The sequence below is a fragment of the Streptomyces parvus genome (genome assembly GCF_032121415.1).
In the GTDB taxonomy this organism is placed as follows: domain Bacteria; phylum Actinomycetota; class Actinomycetes; order Streptomycetales; family Streptomycetaceae; genus Streptomyces; species Streptomyces globisporus_A.
Genome location: NZ_CP135079.1, coordinates 5,127,917 through 5,143,135 on the forward strand (window position 1 = coordinate 5,127,917; position 15,219 = coordinate 5,143,135).

Consider the following 15,219-nt stretch of genomic DNA (forward strand, 5'->3'; position numbering starts at 1 on the left):
GGGCGCTGCGCGTGTGCAGGTCAGGGTGTCAGGCTGCCGGGGCCGCCTTGATCGCGGAGATGTCGAAGGTCAGCTTCACCTTGTCGCTGACCATCACGCCGCCGGTCTCCAGCGCCGCGTTCCAGGTCAGGCCCCAGTCGGAGCGCAGGATGTCGGCGCTGCCCTCGAAGCCGACGCGCTCGTTGCCGTAGACGTCGGTGGCGGAGCCGTTGAACTCCAGGTCGATGGAGAGCGGGCGCGTGACGTCCTTGATGGTGAGGTCGCCGGTGATCCGGTACGCATCGCCGCCCAGCTGCTCGGCCTTGGTCGAGCGGAACGTCATGAGCGGGAACTTCTCGGCGTCGAAGAAGTCACCGCTGACCAGGTGGCCGTCGCGGTCGGCGATACCGGTGTCCACGCTGGCGATCTTCACGTCGATGGAGGCGGAGGAGTTCGCCGGATCCGTGCCGTCGAGCACCAGGGTGCCCTCGTGCTCGCCGAAGGAGCCGCGCACGTTGGTGACCATCGCGTGGCGCACCGTGAAGCCGATGCTGCTGTGCGCCGGGTCGAGGGCGTAGGTGCCGGTGAGGGCGGCGAGTGCCGGGTCCACCGCGGGGGCTTCGGCGGTGGCGGTCGACTTGCGGTTGAACAGAGCCATGGCTCCTCCTCGGGGGACGTGTACGTGGAGGTTGTTTAACCTTCAACGAGATTGACTGTAGCTCTGTCTTGTTCAAGTTTCAACCTTCAGCGCTGCGCGAGCGTGGCGCGGGTGGATGCGGGGGTGCTCCGGAGCCTCTCGCCCTCTGGCGGACGCGCGTAGATCTCGGGCACTATCTCCCTGCCCCGGTGTACGCGGACCCGTTCCCGTACGCCCACTGTTTTGTCATGAGCAGGAGGAATCCCCCCATGGTCACCCGTCCACGACTCCGCTCCGCCCTCACCGCCCTGGCACTCGTGCTGGGCGCGCTCTTCGCGCCCGGGATCGGCGTCCTCGGAGGCGGCGCCACCGAGGCGCACGCCGTGACCAAGCTGACCCACGCGCAGGCGACCTCCCGGTTCAGCTCGTCCGGGATCACCTGGTCGTCCTCCGGTGGCTGCTCCGACCGGAACAACCCCACCTGCACGTCGTTCGACCAGCTCAACCTGGCCAGCGCCCAGGGCGCGCAGACCCTCAAGAGCGCCACCGGCTGCGCGCTCAGGATCACCGGAGGCACGGAGACCGGGCACGCCGGCGGAACGTACTCGCACTGGAACGGCTACAAGCTCGACTTCGCCAAGAGCACCTGCGTGAACAACTACGTCACCGGCACCTTCACCTACATCGGCACCCGCGGCGACGGCGCCCGCCAGTACCAGTCCGGATCCGGCAACATCTACGCGGACGAGGGCAACCACTGGGACGTGACCTACTACAACTGCGGCGGCTGCTGACAGGGGAGCTTCGCCGGGGGCCGTCCCGCACCGGGGCGGCCCCTCGCACGCCTACGGGATCGGGTCGGCGTCCGGGCCCTCCCGCTCCAGCAGGTCCCGGGCGAAGTCCTCCCACTGCGCGTACCGGTCCGGATACGCGGACCGCTGGACCGCCTGGCACACATCGCCCGGCTCCATCGACTCCCAGCCGTCGATCTGGAGCAGGCCCGGATTGGCGCTGGGCGAGGGCAGTCCGTAGAAGGACTTGGACGCGGTCGGCACGTGCGTGATCTGCGCCGGCGTGCCCCAGCCCATGCTCGGGCGCTGCTGGAAGACGCCGAGCGAGTCATGGTCGGCCGGCGAGGTGTAGTTGACGAACTTCGACTCCTGCATCGCCGTCATCAGGGCGATGACCTGGGCCTCCTCGGGGAGCTCCGCCCCCTTCCCGACGCCGATGACCGTCCGGGCGTGGGCGAGCTGCTCCGGGCCGAGGTCGGACGGGGCGGCGAAGAACGTCCGCAGCTCGCTGTCCGGGGCGGTCTTGAGCAGCTGCGCGGTGGTGGTGTCCACCCGGCCGGTCGCGGGGAGGCCGTAGCTCTGCTGGAAGGCGCGCAGGCCGTGGGCGCCGGAGGCCTGCGGGGCGGGTGACGGCGGGGCGGGGTCCGCGTGGGCCGGGGCCGCGGCGGTCAGCAGCAGTCCGGCGGCGACGGCCGTGAGCAGCCGGTGGGGGAGTCGGTTCATTCGCATACGGCACCGTCCCGGGGCGAGGCGACGAAGTCAAGAACGCCACACATCGTGTCAATTGATGAGGTATCGGGTCGTCGGGGGCGGCGGCAGGGAGTGTCCCGGACATGGGTGTGCCCCCGCCCGTCGGGCGGGGGCACACACGGGCCTACCGGGCGGGCGTCAGGAGCCCACGCTCACCGTGAAGCGGCGCGGGTTCCCGTCGTGCGCCGCGCCCGAGACGTCCGGCTCCCCGTCCGGTCGGACGTCGTCGTACGGGAACGCGTATCCGATCGGGCTGTTCGCGTGGACCACCCGGGACCAGTGGTTGGTGACCGCGGTCGTGTAGTAGTCCGCCGTGGACGTGCCGTTCGGCTGGCTCGGGTGGCTCAGCATGATCGAGCGGTTGAAGCCCGCCGCCAGCCGGGCCAGGATCGCCTTCTTGTCGTCGGAGTCGTCCGGGTTGTTCGTGAACGGCCCGTGGTTGCAGGTGAAGATGTCCTTCGTCGCCGGCTTGGTGAAGGTGTGGCCGCCCTCGAAGGTGAGGACGTCACCGCTGACCCGGCCCGCCAGCGTGCCCCGGCCGCCCTGGAGGTCGATGCGCAGGTCCTCGGAGCGGTACTTCTCCCACACCTCGTCGATCTGCGCCTCGAACAGGCCCCGGAACGGCATCTCGTCCGGCCGGTCGAAGTACGGCGCCATGATGTTCTGCGGCGAGACGACCCGTAGCACCTTGCCGTCGTCGCCCCGCGTGATCAGGTTGTCCCAGGGCTGCCCGTCGGCCGCTGCCTGGGCGGTGAGGTCCTCCGCGATCCGCTCCACCGCGCCCTCCGGGTGCGGGGCGACGACGTGGGTGGCGTCCCCCTCCAGCGTGATGCCGATCGGGAGCGCGGTGATCAGGTCCACGTAGCTGATGTTGGAGTACAGCTGCTCGGTGTTGAAGGTGAACTCGGCGAACGCCCAGGTCCGACCGTAGTTCGGGTCCGTCGGCGTCGCGAAGGCCGGCTCCACCAGGGACGGGCCCGGGTTGAGGAAGAAGTCCAGCTTGTCGTCGCGGACGAAGTAGACCCGCGCCCCGTACATCTGCGGCAGGGTCAGCACGACCGGTCCCGCGCCCGCGCCCTTGAGCGGGATGGCGCAGTCGACGGGCAGCGGGGTCTGCGGCGCGCCGGGGGAGTCGGGGCGGTAGACGCCGCCGTCCGGCTTCAGCAGCACCCAGCGGTCGGTGCCCAGCTCATGGCCGGTCACATACGCGTGCACCGTGCCCGGCAACGACTTGTTCTCCAGGGCCAGTTCGCAGGTCGCGGGGGCCGCCGACGCACGAGGGCTCAGAGCGGTGCCCCAGGCGGGGTACGTGAGCGCCGCGGCCGATGCGGCGGCGCCGGTCAGGAACATTCGGCGTGAAATCACGAGGGGGACTCCCGAGGTGGTGGGGGGGCCGCAGGCGGGGGGTGGGGGGTGGCGCGGGGGAGGTCAGGAACCGTGGGGGGTGCCTGCGGTGCGCACCACTCTCGCGAGGCCCGGCACGACCGTCAATACTTGCGACTGAGAGCGCTCTCAAAAACTCCGAGTCTTCACAACTCGACGCCCCGAAGCGGTACTTGCCGGAACCGAGTGGGTGCGAACTGTGACCGGAAGGGGGTATTCCCGGCCAAGAGGTGAACGGGGCCGCGAGTCGGCCCCCGTACTGCCGACTTGGACTAACGCACCGGGGTTGTTGGACGGAGTCGCCCCCCGGCCCCGAAGTTCGTTGACGGTGTCCGGACACGACGACTACTCAGGGGCCATGTCGCCAAGATTCCCTCGCCCCGGCCTGCTCGCCGCGGCCTCCGCAGCCGTCCTGGCGCTCGTGGGGGCCGCCCTCCCCGCCGCGGCCAACGCCCCGTCGCCCTCCGCCCCGGCCGGAGAGGCCAAGGCCGACGGGCCGGCCGCCACCGGGTCCGCCGTGATCCGGTCCGACCGCCTCGGCGTCGCCGTCGCCGACGACTTCCCGCGCGTCCTGTCGTACACCGACCGGGCGAGCGGCAAACAGCTGCTCGGCTCCACCCGGCCGGTCACCGCCGTCACCCTCAACGGCACCGCCCACCCGGTGAAGCTCAAGGGTGCGCCGAAGATCACCGGCTCCGCCGCCCGCTACACCCTCGTCTTCGACTCCCTGCCGGGCGTCGAGATCGACGCCTCGCTCACCGTCTCGGGGCGGGCCACCACGTTCAAGGTGACCGCCGTCCGCGACACGTCCGCCTTCCGGGTCGGGACCATCGACATCCCCGGGCACGACCTGATCTCCGTCGGGTCCACCGAGTCCGGGGCCGCCACCGCGTTCACCCAGCTCGACCCGGACTCCACCCGCACAGCCGACGTCTTCGCGAAGGTCACCGGGGAGACGAGGCCCGACTCCGCGCCCGTCGGGGCCAGTTACGCGATCCTCAACACCGGCTCGCTCGCCGCGGCGATCGAGTCCAACTCCTCGTACGACAAGCCCTCCGGGGCCACCGGCGGCGACGACGCCCGCTTCTGGCACCAGGCGCGCACCGAGGAGGACGGCACCGTCCGGGTCGGCGTCCGGTCCGGCCAGTGGACCTACCGCGGCGAGGGCGCCCCGGCCCCCGAGAGCGGCGAGAACCTGCCCTGGGCCAAGGTCGTCGTCACCCCCGACGCCAACGGCGACCGGGCCGTCGACTGGCAGGACGGGGCGATCGCCTTCCGCTCCATCGGCGTCACCGCGCCCGGAAGCGAGGACACCGCCAAGCGGGTCGTGACCCACATCCCGTTCAACTTCGCCAGCCAGGCCACCCACCCCTTCCTGCGCACCCTGGACGACGTCAAGCGGATCTCGAAGGCCACCGACGGCCTCGGCCAGCTCGCCGTCCTCAAGGGGTACGGCTCCGAGGGCCACGACTCCGCCCACCCGGACTACGGCGGCAACTACAACAAGCGGGCCGGCGGGTTGAAGGACCTCAACACCCTGCTGAAGGAAGGCGGGAAGTGGGGCGCCGACTTCGGCGTCCACGTCAACGCCACCGAGTCCTACCCGGAGGCCAAGGCCTTCTCCGAGCAGCTCGTCGACAAGACCAAGCCCGGCTGGAACTGGCTCAACCAGAGCTACTACATCGACCAGCGCCGCGACATCAACAGCGGCGACCTGGCCAAGCGCTTCCGGCAACTGCGCGAGGAAACCGACGAGAACCTCGACTTCCTCTACATCGACGTCTACTACAGCCACGGCTGGATCGCCGACAAGACGATCCAGACCGTGCAGAAGCAGGGCTGGACCGTCGGCACCGAGTGGGCCGACAAGTTCGAACGCGCCTCGCTCTGGTCGCACTGGGCCAACGACCTCGACTACGGCGGGGCCACCAACAAGGGCCTCAACTCGCAGATCATCCGGTTCATCCGCAACGGCGAGAAGGACATCTGGAACAACCACCCGGTCCTCGGCCAGAGCGCCCTGGAGGACTTCGAGGGCTGGACCGGCGAGACCGACTGGAACGCCTTCACCGCCAACATCTGGCAGAAGAACCTCCCCGCCAAGTACCTCCAGCAGCAGAGGATCATCCGCTGGGACGGCAACGACATCACCTTCACCGGCGGGGTGCGCGGCACGGTCGAGGACGGCAGGCGAACCTTCTACGACCGGGGCCGCAAGGTGCTCAGCGGCACCGACTACCTGCTCCCGTGGGACGGCGGCAAGAAGCTCTACCACTACAGCGGGACCGGCGGCACCAGCACCTGGGAAGTGCCCGGCAAGGGCGCGTACACCCTCTACAAGCTGACCGACAACGGACGCGAGAAGGTCTCCACCGTCCGCCCCTCGGGCGGGAAGCTCACGTTGACCGCCACCGCCGGACAGGCCTACGTCCTCTACCCCGACCGGGCGCCGAAGGAGAGCACCGCCGACTGGGGCAAGGGCACAGGGCTCACGGACCCCGGCTTCAACGACCGGGAGCTGAAGGGCTGGGCCAGGACCGGCACGGCCGTCCGCGACACCGACGACCAGGGACGCAACAGCGCCGAACTCTCGGGGACGGCCACGGCCGCGCTCTCCCAGGCCGTCACCGGCCTCAAGCCCGGCAAGCGCTACACCGCCTCCGCCCTGATCGAGGTCGAACCGGGCAGGAGCCGCCGCACCACCGTGAGCGCCGGCGGGACGTCGGTCGCCGTCGAACGCTCCACGGTGAAGGACCACGTCGCCGCCTCCGACTGGCACGGCACCTTCTTCCAGCGCGCCAAGGCCACCTTCACCGCGCCCGCGAACGGCCGCACCACGCTGCGCATCGAGGCGGCGGCGGGCAGCGCGGCGAAGGTCCGCGCCGATGACGTACGGATCGTCGAGAACGCCCCCGCCACCCGCACCGGCGCCGAGGCGTACGAGGACTTCGAGGCCGTCGACCAGGGCTGGGGCCCCTTCCTCAAGGGCGACGCGGGCGGCTCCACCGACCCCCGCACCCACATCTCCCAGCTGAACGCCCCGTACACCCAGTCCGGCTGGAACGGGAAGCTGATCGACGACGTGCTCGGCGGGAGGGAGTCCCTGAAGTCCCACGAGGAGAACACCGGGCTCGTCTACCGCACCGCCCCCTGGACCGTCCCGATGAAGGACGGCCATCGGTACAGGATCGAGTTCGCCTACCAGTCCAGCCACGCCGGCGCCTACAGCTGGGCCGAGGGCTACGACCGGATCGCCGACGGCAAGGCCGCCTCGACCGAGACCCGGGCCACCCCGATCGGGCAGCAGCGCACCACGGGACAGTTCAGCCGGACCCTCACCGCGGGCTGCGGCGACACCTGGACCGGGCTGCGCAAGCTCCCCGGAGCACCCGAGGGCGCGGACTTCGTGCTCGACGGCTTCACCGTCACCGACCTCGGCCCCGCCCCGGCGGGCGAGGAGGCCGTCTGCGGCACCCTCGCCGTGGCCGCCGACGCCGAGACCCTGGAGCCCGGAGCCCCGAACACCGTGCGGGCGACCTTCGGCAACGACGAGGCGAGTGCCGCCACCGGTGTGAAGCTCGCGCTGACCGTGCCCGAGGGCTGGCAGGCCGAGCCGGCGGGCCCGGTCGCCTTCGACTCGGTCGCGCCGGGCGCGAAGGTCACCGGCAGCTGGCGGGTCACCCCGCCGGTGGACGCCCCCTACGACACGTACGCGCTGGAGGCGAAGGCCACGTACGCCGTCCAGGGAGCCGGTCGCACGCTGGGCGCGGGTACCTCCGTCCGTACGCTCCCGCCGCCGCCCACGAAGGACGGCTGGGCCGGCGACCTGGACTGGACCGCCGCGCAGAACGGCTGGGGGCCGGTCGAGCGCGACCGGTCCAACGGGGAGGCCGGGGCCGGGGACGGCGGGCCGCTGAAGATCGGCGGCGTCGTCTACGACAAGGGCCTGGGCACACACGCCCCGGCGACGATCCGCTACTACCTGGGCGGGAAGTGCACTTCCTTCACCGCCGAGGTGGGGGTGGACGACGTGCAGACGACCCGGGGGAGTGTCCGGTTCTCGGTCACCGCCGACGGGACGGAGAAAGTGGCGTCGCCCGTCCGGGGGGCGGCGGACCCGGCTTGGAAGCTCACCGCCGACGTCACCGGCGCCAAGTACGTCGAGCTGGTCGTCCAGGACGGCGGCGACGGCAACGGCAACGACCACGCCGACTGGGGCAACGCCCGCTTCCACTGCGGAGGTTGACCCCGGCAGGACGGCCGCCCGGGGCGCGGTGGACGGCGGGGGGCCGCCCTGCGCCATACTGTGGGGGCCTTCGGGCCCCCTCAGGGGCGTGTGGTCCACCGCACACGCTTCACTTGTGGAGTCTCCACAACCGGAGTCGGCGTTTCGCTGGGGGATCGCGTGCGCGGCGGCATGGTTCTGTTCACTCCCACCACGAAACAGGGCAGGAGACTGTACGGAGTCGACGGCGCCATTTCTGGGTCGGGGTTCGTAGGGTCGATGCATGACCGTTGTGGACGAAACCCAGGGTGAGCCGACCGACGCCCGAGGCCGGGTGGCCGAACTGCTGGCCCTGCGCGAGCAGGCGCGGCGCGGACCGAGCGAGCGGGCGACCGAGGCGCAGCACGCCAAGGGCAAGCTGACCGCCCGGGAGCGGATCGAGCTGCTGCTGGACGCGGGTTCGTTCAAGGAGGTCGAGCAGCTCCGCCGGCACCGGGCCACCGGGTTCGGCCTGGAGGCCAAGAAGCCCTACACCGACGGTGTCATCACCGGCTGGGGCACGGTCGAGGGCCGCACGGTCTTCGTCTACGCGCACGACTTCCGCATCTTCGGCGGGGCGCTGGGCGAGGCCCACGCCACGAAGATCCACAAGATCATGGACATGGCCATCTCGGCCGGCGCCCCGCTGGTGTCGCTGAACGACGGCGCCGGCGCCCGTATCCAGGAGGGCGTCTCGGCGCTCGCCGGCTACGGCGGCATCTTCCAGCGCAACACGCGCGCCTCCGGTGTCATCCCGCAGATCAGCGTGATGCTCGGCCCGTGCGCGGGCGGCGCGGCGTACAGCCCGGCGCTCACCGACTTCGTCTTCATGGTCCGTGAGACCTCGCAGATGTTCATCACCGGACCGGACGTCGTGAAGGCGGTCACCGGCGAGGAGATCACCCAGAACGGCCTCGGCGGCGCGGACGTGCACGCCGAGACCTCGGGCGTCGCCCACTTCGCGTACGACGACGAGGAGACCTGCATCGCCGAGGTCCGCTACCTCATCGGGATGCTCCCCTCCAACAACCGCGAGAACCCGCCGACCGTGGAGAGCGACGACCCCGCCGACCGGCGCGGCGACGTGCTGCTCGACCTGGTCCCGGCCGACGGCAACCGCCCGTACGACATGCACAAGGTGATCGAGGAGCTCGTCGACGACGGCGACTACCTGGAGATCCACGAGCGCTGGGCCCGCAACATCGTCTGCGCCCTGGCCCGCATGGACGGCCAGGTCGTCGGCATCGTCGCCAACCAGCCGCAGTCGCTGGCCGGGGTCCTGGACATCGAGGCGTCCGAGAAGGCCGCGCGCTTCGTCCAGATGTGCGACGCTTTCAACATCCCGATCATCACCCTTCTGGACGTTCCCGGCTTCCTGCCGGGTGTCGACCAGGAGCACGGTGGGATCATCCGCCACGGCGCGAAGCTCCTGTACGCCTACTGCAACGCCACCGTGCCGCGGATCTCGCTGATCCTGCGGAAGGCCTACGGAGGCGCGTACATCGTCATGGACAGCCAGTCCATCGGGGCCGACCTCACCTACGCCTGGCCCACCAACGAGATCGCGGTGATGGGCGCCGAGGGCGCGGCCAACGTCATCTTCCGCCGCCAGATCGCGGACGCCGAGGACCCCGAGGCCATGCGCGCCCGCATGGTCAAGGAGTACAAGGCCGAGCTGATGCACCCCTACTACGCGGCCGAGCGCGGCCTGGTCGACGACGTGATCGACCCCGCCGAGACCCGCGAGGTGCTCATCGCCTCGCTCGCCATGCTCCGCAACAAGCACGCCGACCTGCCGTCCCGCAAGCACGGCAACCCCCCGCAGTAGTCGCCCGGCAGCGGCGCGATCCGCCGCACGGTCCACGACATCCTGCCGAGAAGACGGAGACACCCGCCATGAGCCCCACCCCCGCCGAGTCCGTCCTGCGCGTCGAGAAGGGCCACGCGGCCCCCGAGGAGCTGGCGGCCATCACCGCCGTCCTGATGGCCCGTGCCGCGGCCCAGCCGGCCGTCCCCGCCCACCGGGGCCGTGACACCGCCGGCTGGCGCCGCCTGGAGCGCACGCCGGGCTTCCGCGCCCCGCACAGCTGGCAGGGCTGACCACCCCGCCATCGCGCCTCAGGCTCTACGAGAAGGGCCCCGCACTCCTTCAGGAGTGCGGGGCCCTTCTCGTACGACCGGCGGGTGTCCTAGCGCAGGCGCGCCATCAGGGCGTGCTCGACCAGGGTGATGAGCGCGCTCTTGGCGTCCGCGCGGTGGCGGGCGTCCGTCGTCAGGATCGGGGTGTCCGGCCCGATCTGGAGCGCTTCGCGGACCTCGTCGGGGGTGTAGGGCTGGTGTCCGTCGAAGCCGTTGAGGGCGATGACGAAGGGGAGGCCGCTGTTCTCGAAGTAGTCGACGGCGGGGAAGCAGTCGGCGAGACGGCGGGTGTCGACGAGGACGACGGCGCCGATGGCGCCGCGGACCAGGTCGTCCCACATGAACCAGAAGCGGTCCTGCCCGGGCGTACCGAACAGGTACAGGATCAGGTCCTGGTCGAGCGTGATGCGGCCGAAGTCCATGGCGACGGTGGTCGTCGTCTTGTCCCCGGTGTGGGTCAGATCGTCGATGCCCGCCGAGGCGGACGTCATCACGGCTTCGGTGCGCAGCGGGTTGATCTCCGAGACGGCACCGACAAACGTGGTCTTACCCACGCCGAAGCCCCCTGCCACCACGATCTTCGCCGAGGTAGTGGAGCGGGCCGCTCCGCCGCTAGAGCTTGCGAAGTCCACTGAGCACCCTTTCGAGCAGTGTCACATCTGGCTGGCCGCCGGCGGCCTCGTCGCCGCCGGGCTGATGGATAGCGACGAGTCCGGCCTCGGCCAGGTCGGCGACGAGGATCCGGGCAACGCCGAGGGGGATCGAGAGAAGGGCCGAGATCTCGGCGACCGACTTGATCTCGATGCAGAGCCGGCAGATCCGCTGATGCTCGGGCAACTGCCCTTGCAGCCGGGCCGGATCGGCCGTCGTGCTGACCAGTGCCTCGATGGCGAGCTGGTAACGCGGTCGGGTCCGGCCGCCGGTCATGGCGTACGGACGGACCAGCGGGTTGTGCGCGGCGGGCTGGTCGGGCTCGGGGGCCCGTCGCTGCTGCACCGGCTGGATGCGCGGCTGCTGGGACGTGTCGTACCGCTGCTGCGGTTGCTGCGGCCACCCCGGCCACGGCTGCTGCTGGGGCCACTCGGGCTCCGGGCCGCCAGGAGCACCCTGCTGCTGGTGCTCCTGCTGCTGATATGGCTGATACTGCCCGGGTCCTTGACCGCCGGGTGCGGCAGGGAAGCCGAAACGGTTGTCACCGTGCTCACCCGGAACCCTCTGGTCACCGTTGTATGGGTGCCCGCCTGTGGGTGCTGCCACGCTTCCTCCTCCGACTGCCGGTCGCCGATCCCAGTGGGGCCGCGCCACCGCACTTTATGGCGCGGTGGCGAGAAACGCACTGTCTGTCTACTAGTTAAGAAGACTTCCCTGAAGTTCGGCGCGGAGGTCAGGAGTCAGGACACTGCCCGCGCGGTCCACCAGAAGGGCCATTTCGTACCCAACCAGACCGATATCGGCGTCCGGGTGGGCCAGGACGGCGAGCGAGGATCCGTCGGAGATGGACATGATGAAGAGGAATCCCCGCTCCATCTCCACAACGGTCTGATTCACGGCGCCGCCCTCGAAGATCCGCGAGGCGCCCGCGGTCAGCGACGTCAGACCGGAGGCGACGGCCGCCAGCTGGTCGGCGCGGTCGCGCGGGAAGCCTTCGGACATCGCCAGCAGGAGTCCGTCGGCGGAGACCACCACCGTGTGCGACACCCCGGGGGTGTTGTCCACGAAGTTGGTGATCAACCAGTTGAGATTCTGCGCCGCCTGGCTCATCGGGCTCACACTAACGCTCCTGGTTGTAGGTGGTACTGGTGTCCGACCCCGCGCTGCGTCCTCGCTGGACCCCTCGCCGCAGGTTGCTCAACCTGCCGCGGACGTCCTCGGGGGCGCGGGAGACCTGTGGGCCGCCCTGCTGGGTCTGCTCCGCCGTGCCCTCGACCAGGTTGGCCTTGGGCACGCGCCGGGGGAGACCGGAGGGGGTGATTCCGCCCGCCTTCGGCTCACGGAGCTTCTCGGCCCGCTCCCAGCGCTCGTCGTTCGTCGAGCGCCAGTCGTCGGAGCCGTCCCCGTCCGTCTGCGGGTCCTGCCGCTGTTCCTGCTGCGGGCGGGGCCGCTGGGCCGCAGCGGGCTGGTCGTCGCCGCGGCCGCCGGGGCCGGGCTGCCAGTGCTGCTGACCGCCGCGGCGCGGCAGACCGGCTTCGGTCAGCTCGTGGCCGACGTTCGGGGTGGGTCCCGGACGGTCGAAGCCTACGCGCTCCGAAGGCTCCGCGGGCGTGCTCGGAACAGATTCCGGTTCGGCCGGAGCGATCGGCTCATAACCACTCCGGAAACCGTTCTGGACAGGCCAATCATCCTGGTGGGACTGGTCCGCCGAGGCCGCGTACGCGTCGGAGTACTGACCCTGCCCGGCGTCCGGAACGGCATATGCCGATTCCGTGTAGCCGTCCTGCGGGTGCTGCTGCGCCTGCTGGTCCTGCGGGTAGCCGTCCCCGGCGCCGTACTGCTCCTGCTCGTACGACCCCTGGTACTGCTGCTGCGGCTGCTGCCCGTACTCGTCCTGGCCGTACTGCTCTTCGGCGTAGCCCTGCTGCGGCTGCTGCTGGTCGCCGTACGGGGCGCCCGCGTACGGCTCCGGTGCGTAGCCCTGCTGTTCCCGGGTGTTGTCCGCGTAGGGGCCGCCGACGCCGGTCTGGGCCTCCAGGGCCGCCCTGCGCTCCTCACGCATCAACGAACGGTTGACCGGGTCCAGCTGACCCGGGTCCGCCGGGGGCTCGTAGCGCGAGTCGTCGAAGCCGAGCTCCGCCGCCGTGCGCATCGGGGCCTGCTGCGGAGCCGGATCGAAGGCCGACTGCTGCTGCTCGGGGATGATCGAGGAGACGGTGAAGTCGTCCTGGCCGCCCTGCGGACCGCCACCGCCACCGTGGGTGATGGCGTCCGGCAGCATGACCAGCGAGGTGGTCCCGGCCTGCTCGCCCGAGGGGCGCAGCTGGACCCGGATCCCGTGCCGGTCGGCCAGCCGGCCGACCACGAACAGGCCCATGCGCTGGGACACCGCGGCGTCCACGGTCGGCGGGTTGGCCAGCTTGTGGTTGATGTCGGCGAAGTCCTCGGCGGTGAGGCCGATGCCCTTGTCGTGGATCTCGACCATGACCCGGCCGTCGGGCAGCCGGGTCGCGGTGACCCTGACCTTGGTCTGCGGCGAGGAGAACGTGGTGGCGTTCTCCAGCAGCTCGGCAAGCAGATGCACGAGGTCGGTCACGGCCTGGCCGTGGATCTCGCTCTCCGGCACACCGGTCAGCTGGATGCGCTCGTAGGACTCCACCTCGGAGGAGGCGGCACGTAGGACGTCCACCAGCGGCACCGGCTGGTTCCAGCGGCGGCCCGGTTCCTCGCCCGCGAGGACGAGGAGGTTCTCGCCGTTGCGGCGCATACGGGTCGCCAGGTGGTCCAGCTTGAAGAGGCTCTCCAGCTGGTCCGGGTCGGCCTCGTTGTTCTCCAGGCTGGTGATCAGGGTCAGCTGGCCCTCGATGAGCGACTGGTTGCGGCGCGAGAGGTTCGTGAAGATCGCATTGACGTTGCCCCGCAGCATGGCCTGCTCGGCGGCGAGCCGGACGGCCTCGCGGTGCACCTGGTCGAAGGCGCGGGCGACCTCGCCGATCTCGTCCTGCGTGGTGATCGGGATCGGCTGCACCCGGGTGTCGACCCGGCCCGGGTCGGTACGCGAGAGCTGGTCGACGAGGGAGGGCAGGCGCTGCTCGGCGATGGAGAAGGCGGCGGTACGCAGCTGGCGCATCGAGCGGCTCATCTGGCGGGCCATGAGCCCGGCCAGGATGAACGCGGCCAGCAGCGCGATGACGACGATGAGGCCGTTGACGATGGCGTCGGTCTTGGCGTCGGAGGAGATGCTCGCGGCCTCGTCCACCGCCTTGGTGACCAGCTCGTCCTCGACGGTGGAGTACCCCTCGAACTTCGCGGTCGCGGCGGCCATCCAGGTCTCGGGCGTGATGCCCTTCTTGGCCAGCTCCGCGGGGTCCTGCCCCTTGCCGATCTCCTGGGCCATGCCGTCGAAGACCGAGCCGTCGATGCTCGGCGGCGCCACGAAGGGCTTGCCGGCGGCCTCGGCCTGCTCCTTGGCGGCCTTCAGCTGCTTGGCACCCTCGGCGGCCTTGCCGGTCATGACCTGCTTGAGGCGGTCGACGTCGGCCTGGGTACCACCGGAGTTGAACTCGCCGAGCGCGATCTGTTCCAGGTAGTTGTACGAGCCGAAGGCCTTGACCTGGGCGTCGTAGGTGCCGGGCTTCTTGCTCGGGCGCACCAGAAGGTGCATGCCGATCGAGCGCTGAAGCGATTCTGCAGCCTTGGACAGCTCGATCGCGTAGACCGTACGGCCGTAACTGGTGATGTTGCCGGTGCCGAGGCCGAGCTCGTTGGAGAACTCCATCAGCGAGTGCTGGACCTGTACGTAGCCCTCTTCGGTCTTCACCGGGTCCAGGGCCTGCGAATAGGCGGCCTTGCGCAGCTCGGGAAGCTTGGGCTCCTCCCCCTTGAACAGCTTCAGGCGGCGCTCCAGGCCGGGCTTGGACGGCATGTCCTTCACCGCGGCGTCGAACTTCCGCGCGGCGTCGTCCGTGGTCGCCCGGGTCTGCTCGACCACATCGGCGTCACGGTCGCCCGAGAGCAGCGGCTGGGCGGTGAGGTCCCGCTCGTTCAGCAGCGCCTGCCCGTAGTCGGACGCGGCGCGCACGACGACGGCGATCTTCTCGGCCTCCTGTGCCTCGCCCCACGTGTCGATGGAGCCCTTCACCTGGAAACCGCCCATGACCAGGCCGACCAGGACCGGGATCAGGAGGATGGCGTTGAGCCGGGTGGCCACCCGCCAGTTGCGCGGGGACAGCCGACTGGTGCTGCCACCACCCGCGGACTCGGTGCCGGACGCATTCGCAGGGGACGCCACAGCGCGCGGCGGCGGGGTGAAGTTGCCCCGCTCGGGCTGCGCCGCGGAGCCCTCGTTGCTTCGCCTCACTCGACCAACAACCTCTCGGCGTCGGCACCTACGCTGTGCCGGATTATTTCGTTCAGGGCCCGTACTACTGGGGAGTTCGTCGAATTGCAGCACGGGGACCGGTCCCGTTCCAAACACTCGGAATCACGCATTCCGAGTGGCCCAGACCTCAGATAAATCGGGCATAAAGAGCGAGCCCCGCCAAAAGGCGGGGCTCATGTGAGCGCAGTGGCACCGAATGGATGCATCGGGTGGCGGCGTGGAGTCAATTCTCTGTCGAAACGTT

At 70.3% G+C, this 15,219-nt stretch carries 11 protein-coding genes; 4 read left to right on the forward strand and 7 right to left on the reverse strand.

The features are described from left to right. Positions 1 to 28 precede the first annotated feature (28 nt). Complete coding sequence (locus RNL97_RS24180) at positions 29 to 637, reverse strand: YceI family protein (RefSeq protein WP_030580329.1); 609 nt, start codon at positions 635 to 637, stop codon at positions 29 to 31. Between the two features lie 248 nt (positions 638 to 885). On the opposite strand from RNL97_RS24180, the gene RNL97_RS24185 reads away from it, so the two are divergent. Continuing rightward, positions 886 to 1,410 (forward strand): hypothetical protein, encoded by a 525-nt coding sequence (locus tag RNL97_RS24185; RefSeq protein WP_030580332.1) that lies wholly within the window; start codon positions 886 to 888, stop codon positions 1,408 to 1,410. Positions 1,411 to 1,461: 51 nt separating this feature from the next. On the opposite strand, the gene RNL97_RS24190 is transcribed toward RNL97_RS24185, so the two are convergent. Continuing rightward, complete coding sequence (locus tag RNL97_RS24190) at positions 1,462 to 2,136, reverse strand: peptidoglycan-binding domain-containing protein (RefSeq protein WP_030580336.1); 675 nt, start codon at positions 2,134 to 2,136, stop codon at positions 1,462 to 1,464. A 159-nt stretch (positions 2,137 to 2,295) separates the two neighbouring features. Continuing rightward, complete coding sequence (locus RNL97_RS24195) at positions 2,296 to 3,507, reverse strand: glycoside hydrolase family 64 protein (RefSeq protein ID WP_243316421.1); 1,212 nt, start codon at positions 3,505 to 3,507, stop codon at positions 2,296 to 2,298. 391 nt (positions 3,508 to 3,898) lie between these two features. Here RNL97_RS24195 and RNL97_RS24200 point away from each other — a divergent pair, with 391 nt between their 5' ends. The 3 genes from RNL97_RS24200 (at position 3,899) to RNL97_RS24210 (ending at position 9,904) form a co-directional block, all read left to right on the forward strand. Continuing rightward, complete coding sequence (locus tag RNL97_RS24200; protein WP_243315275.1) at positions 3,899 to 7,786, forward strand: endo-alpha-N-acetylgalactosaminidase family protein; 3,888 nt, start codon at positions 3,899 to 3,901, stop codon at positions 7,784 to 7,786. Between the two features lie 262 nt (positions 7,787 to 8,048). After that, positions 8,049 to 9,632 carry an acyl-CoA carboxylase subunit beta gene (locus tag RNL97_RS24205; RefSeq protein WP_010056337.1) on the forward strand — a complete coding sequence of 528 codons (1,584 nt, stop codon included), beginning with the start codon at positions 8,049 to 8,051 and terminating at the stop codon, positions 9,630 to 9,632. Between the two features lie 68 nt (positions 9,633 to 9,700). Continuing rightward, on the forward strand, positions 9,701 to 9,904 hold the full coding sequence (locus RNL97_RS24210) for an acyl-CoA carboxylase subunit epsilon (RefSeq protein ID WP_030580347.1): 204 nt from the start codon (positions 9,701 to 9,703) through the stop codon (positions 9,902 to 9,904). A gap of 89 nt (positions 9,905 to 9,993) precedes the next feature. Here the strand turns inward: RNL97_RS24210 and RNL97_RS24215 are convergent, their stop codons facing one another. The 4 genes from RNL97_RS24215 to RNL97_RS24230 form a co-directional block, all read right to left on the reverse strand. Continuing rightward, complete coding sequence (locus tag RNL97_RS24215) at positions 9,994 to 10,575, reverse strand: GTP-binding protein (protein ID WP_014048542.1); 582 nt, start codon at positions 10,573 to 10,575, stop codon at positions 9,994 to 9,996. Next, positions 10,556 to 11,200: a DUF742 domain-containing protein gene (locus tag RNL97_RS24220; RefSeq protein ID WP_030580353.1), complete on the reverse strand. Its 645-nt coding sequence runs from the start codon at positions 11,198 to 11,200 to the stop codon at positions 10,556 to 10,558. Before RNL97_RS24220 ends, RNL97_RS24215 begins: the two co-directional genes overlap by 20 nt. Before the next feature lie 90 nt (positions 11,201 to 11,290). Further along, complete coding sequence (locus tag RNL97_RS24225; protein WP_006127847.1) at positions 11,291 to 11,704, reverse strand: roadblock/LC7 domain-containing protein; 414 nt, start codon at positions 11,702 to 11,704, stop codon at positions 11,291 to 11,293. 10 nt (positions 11,705 to 11,714) lie between these two features. Then, positions 11,715 to 14,954 carry a sensor histidine kinase gene (locus tag RNL97_RS24230; protein WP_313751190.1) on the reverse strand — a complete coding sequence of 1,080 codons (3,240 nt, stop codon included), beginning with the start codon at positions 14,952 to 14,954 and terminating at the stop codon, positions 11,715 to 11,717. Between the last annotated feature and the right edge of the window lie 265 nt (positions 14,955 to 15,219).

What these genes read in the sequence shown, in the direction of transcription:
- RNL97_RS24180 (WP_030580329.1), bottom strand. Translation starts at nt 637, where the DNA reads ATGGCTCTGTTCAACCGCAAGTCGACCGCCACCGCCGAAGCCCCCGCG.
- RNL97_RS24185 (WP_030580332.1), top strand. Translation starts at nt 886, where the DNA reads ATGGTCACCCGTCCACGACTCCGCTCCGCCCTCACCGCCCTGGCACTC.
- RNL97_RS24190 (WP_030580336.1), bottom strand. Translation starts at nt 2,136, where the DNA reads ATGCGAATGAACCGACTCCCCCACCGGCTGCTCACGGCCGTCGCCGCC.
- RNL97_RS24195 (WP_243316421.1), bottom strand. Translation starts at nt 3,507, where the DNA reads ATGTTCCTGACCGGCGCCGCCGCATCGGCCGCGGCGCTCACGTACCCC.
- RNL97_RS24200 (WP_243315275.1), top strand. Translation starts at nt 3,899, where the DNA reads ATGTCGCCAAGATTCCCTCGCCCCGGCCTGCTCGCCGCGGCCTCCGCA.
- RNL97_RS24205 (WP_010056337.1), top strand. Translation starts at nt 8,049, where the DNA reads ATGACCGTTGTGGACGAAACCCAGGGTGAGCCGACCGACGCCCGAGGC.
- RNL97_RS24210 (WP_030580347.1), top strand. Translation starts at nt 9,701, where the DNA reads ATGAGCCCCACCCCCGCCGAGTCCGTCCTGCGCGTCGAGAAGGGCCAC.
- RNL97_RS24225 (WP_006127847.1), bottom strand. Translation starts at nt 11,704, where the DNA reads ATGAGCCAGGCGGCGCAGAATCTCAACTGGTTGATCACCAACTTCGTG.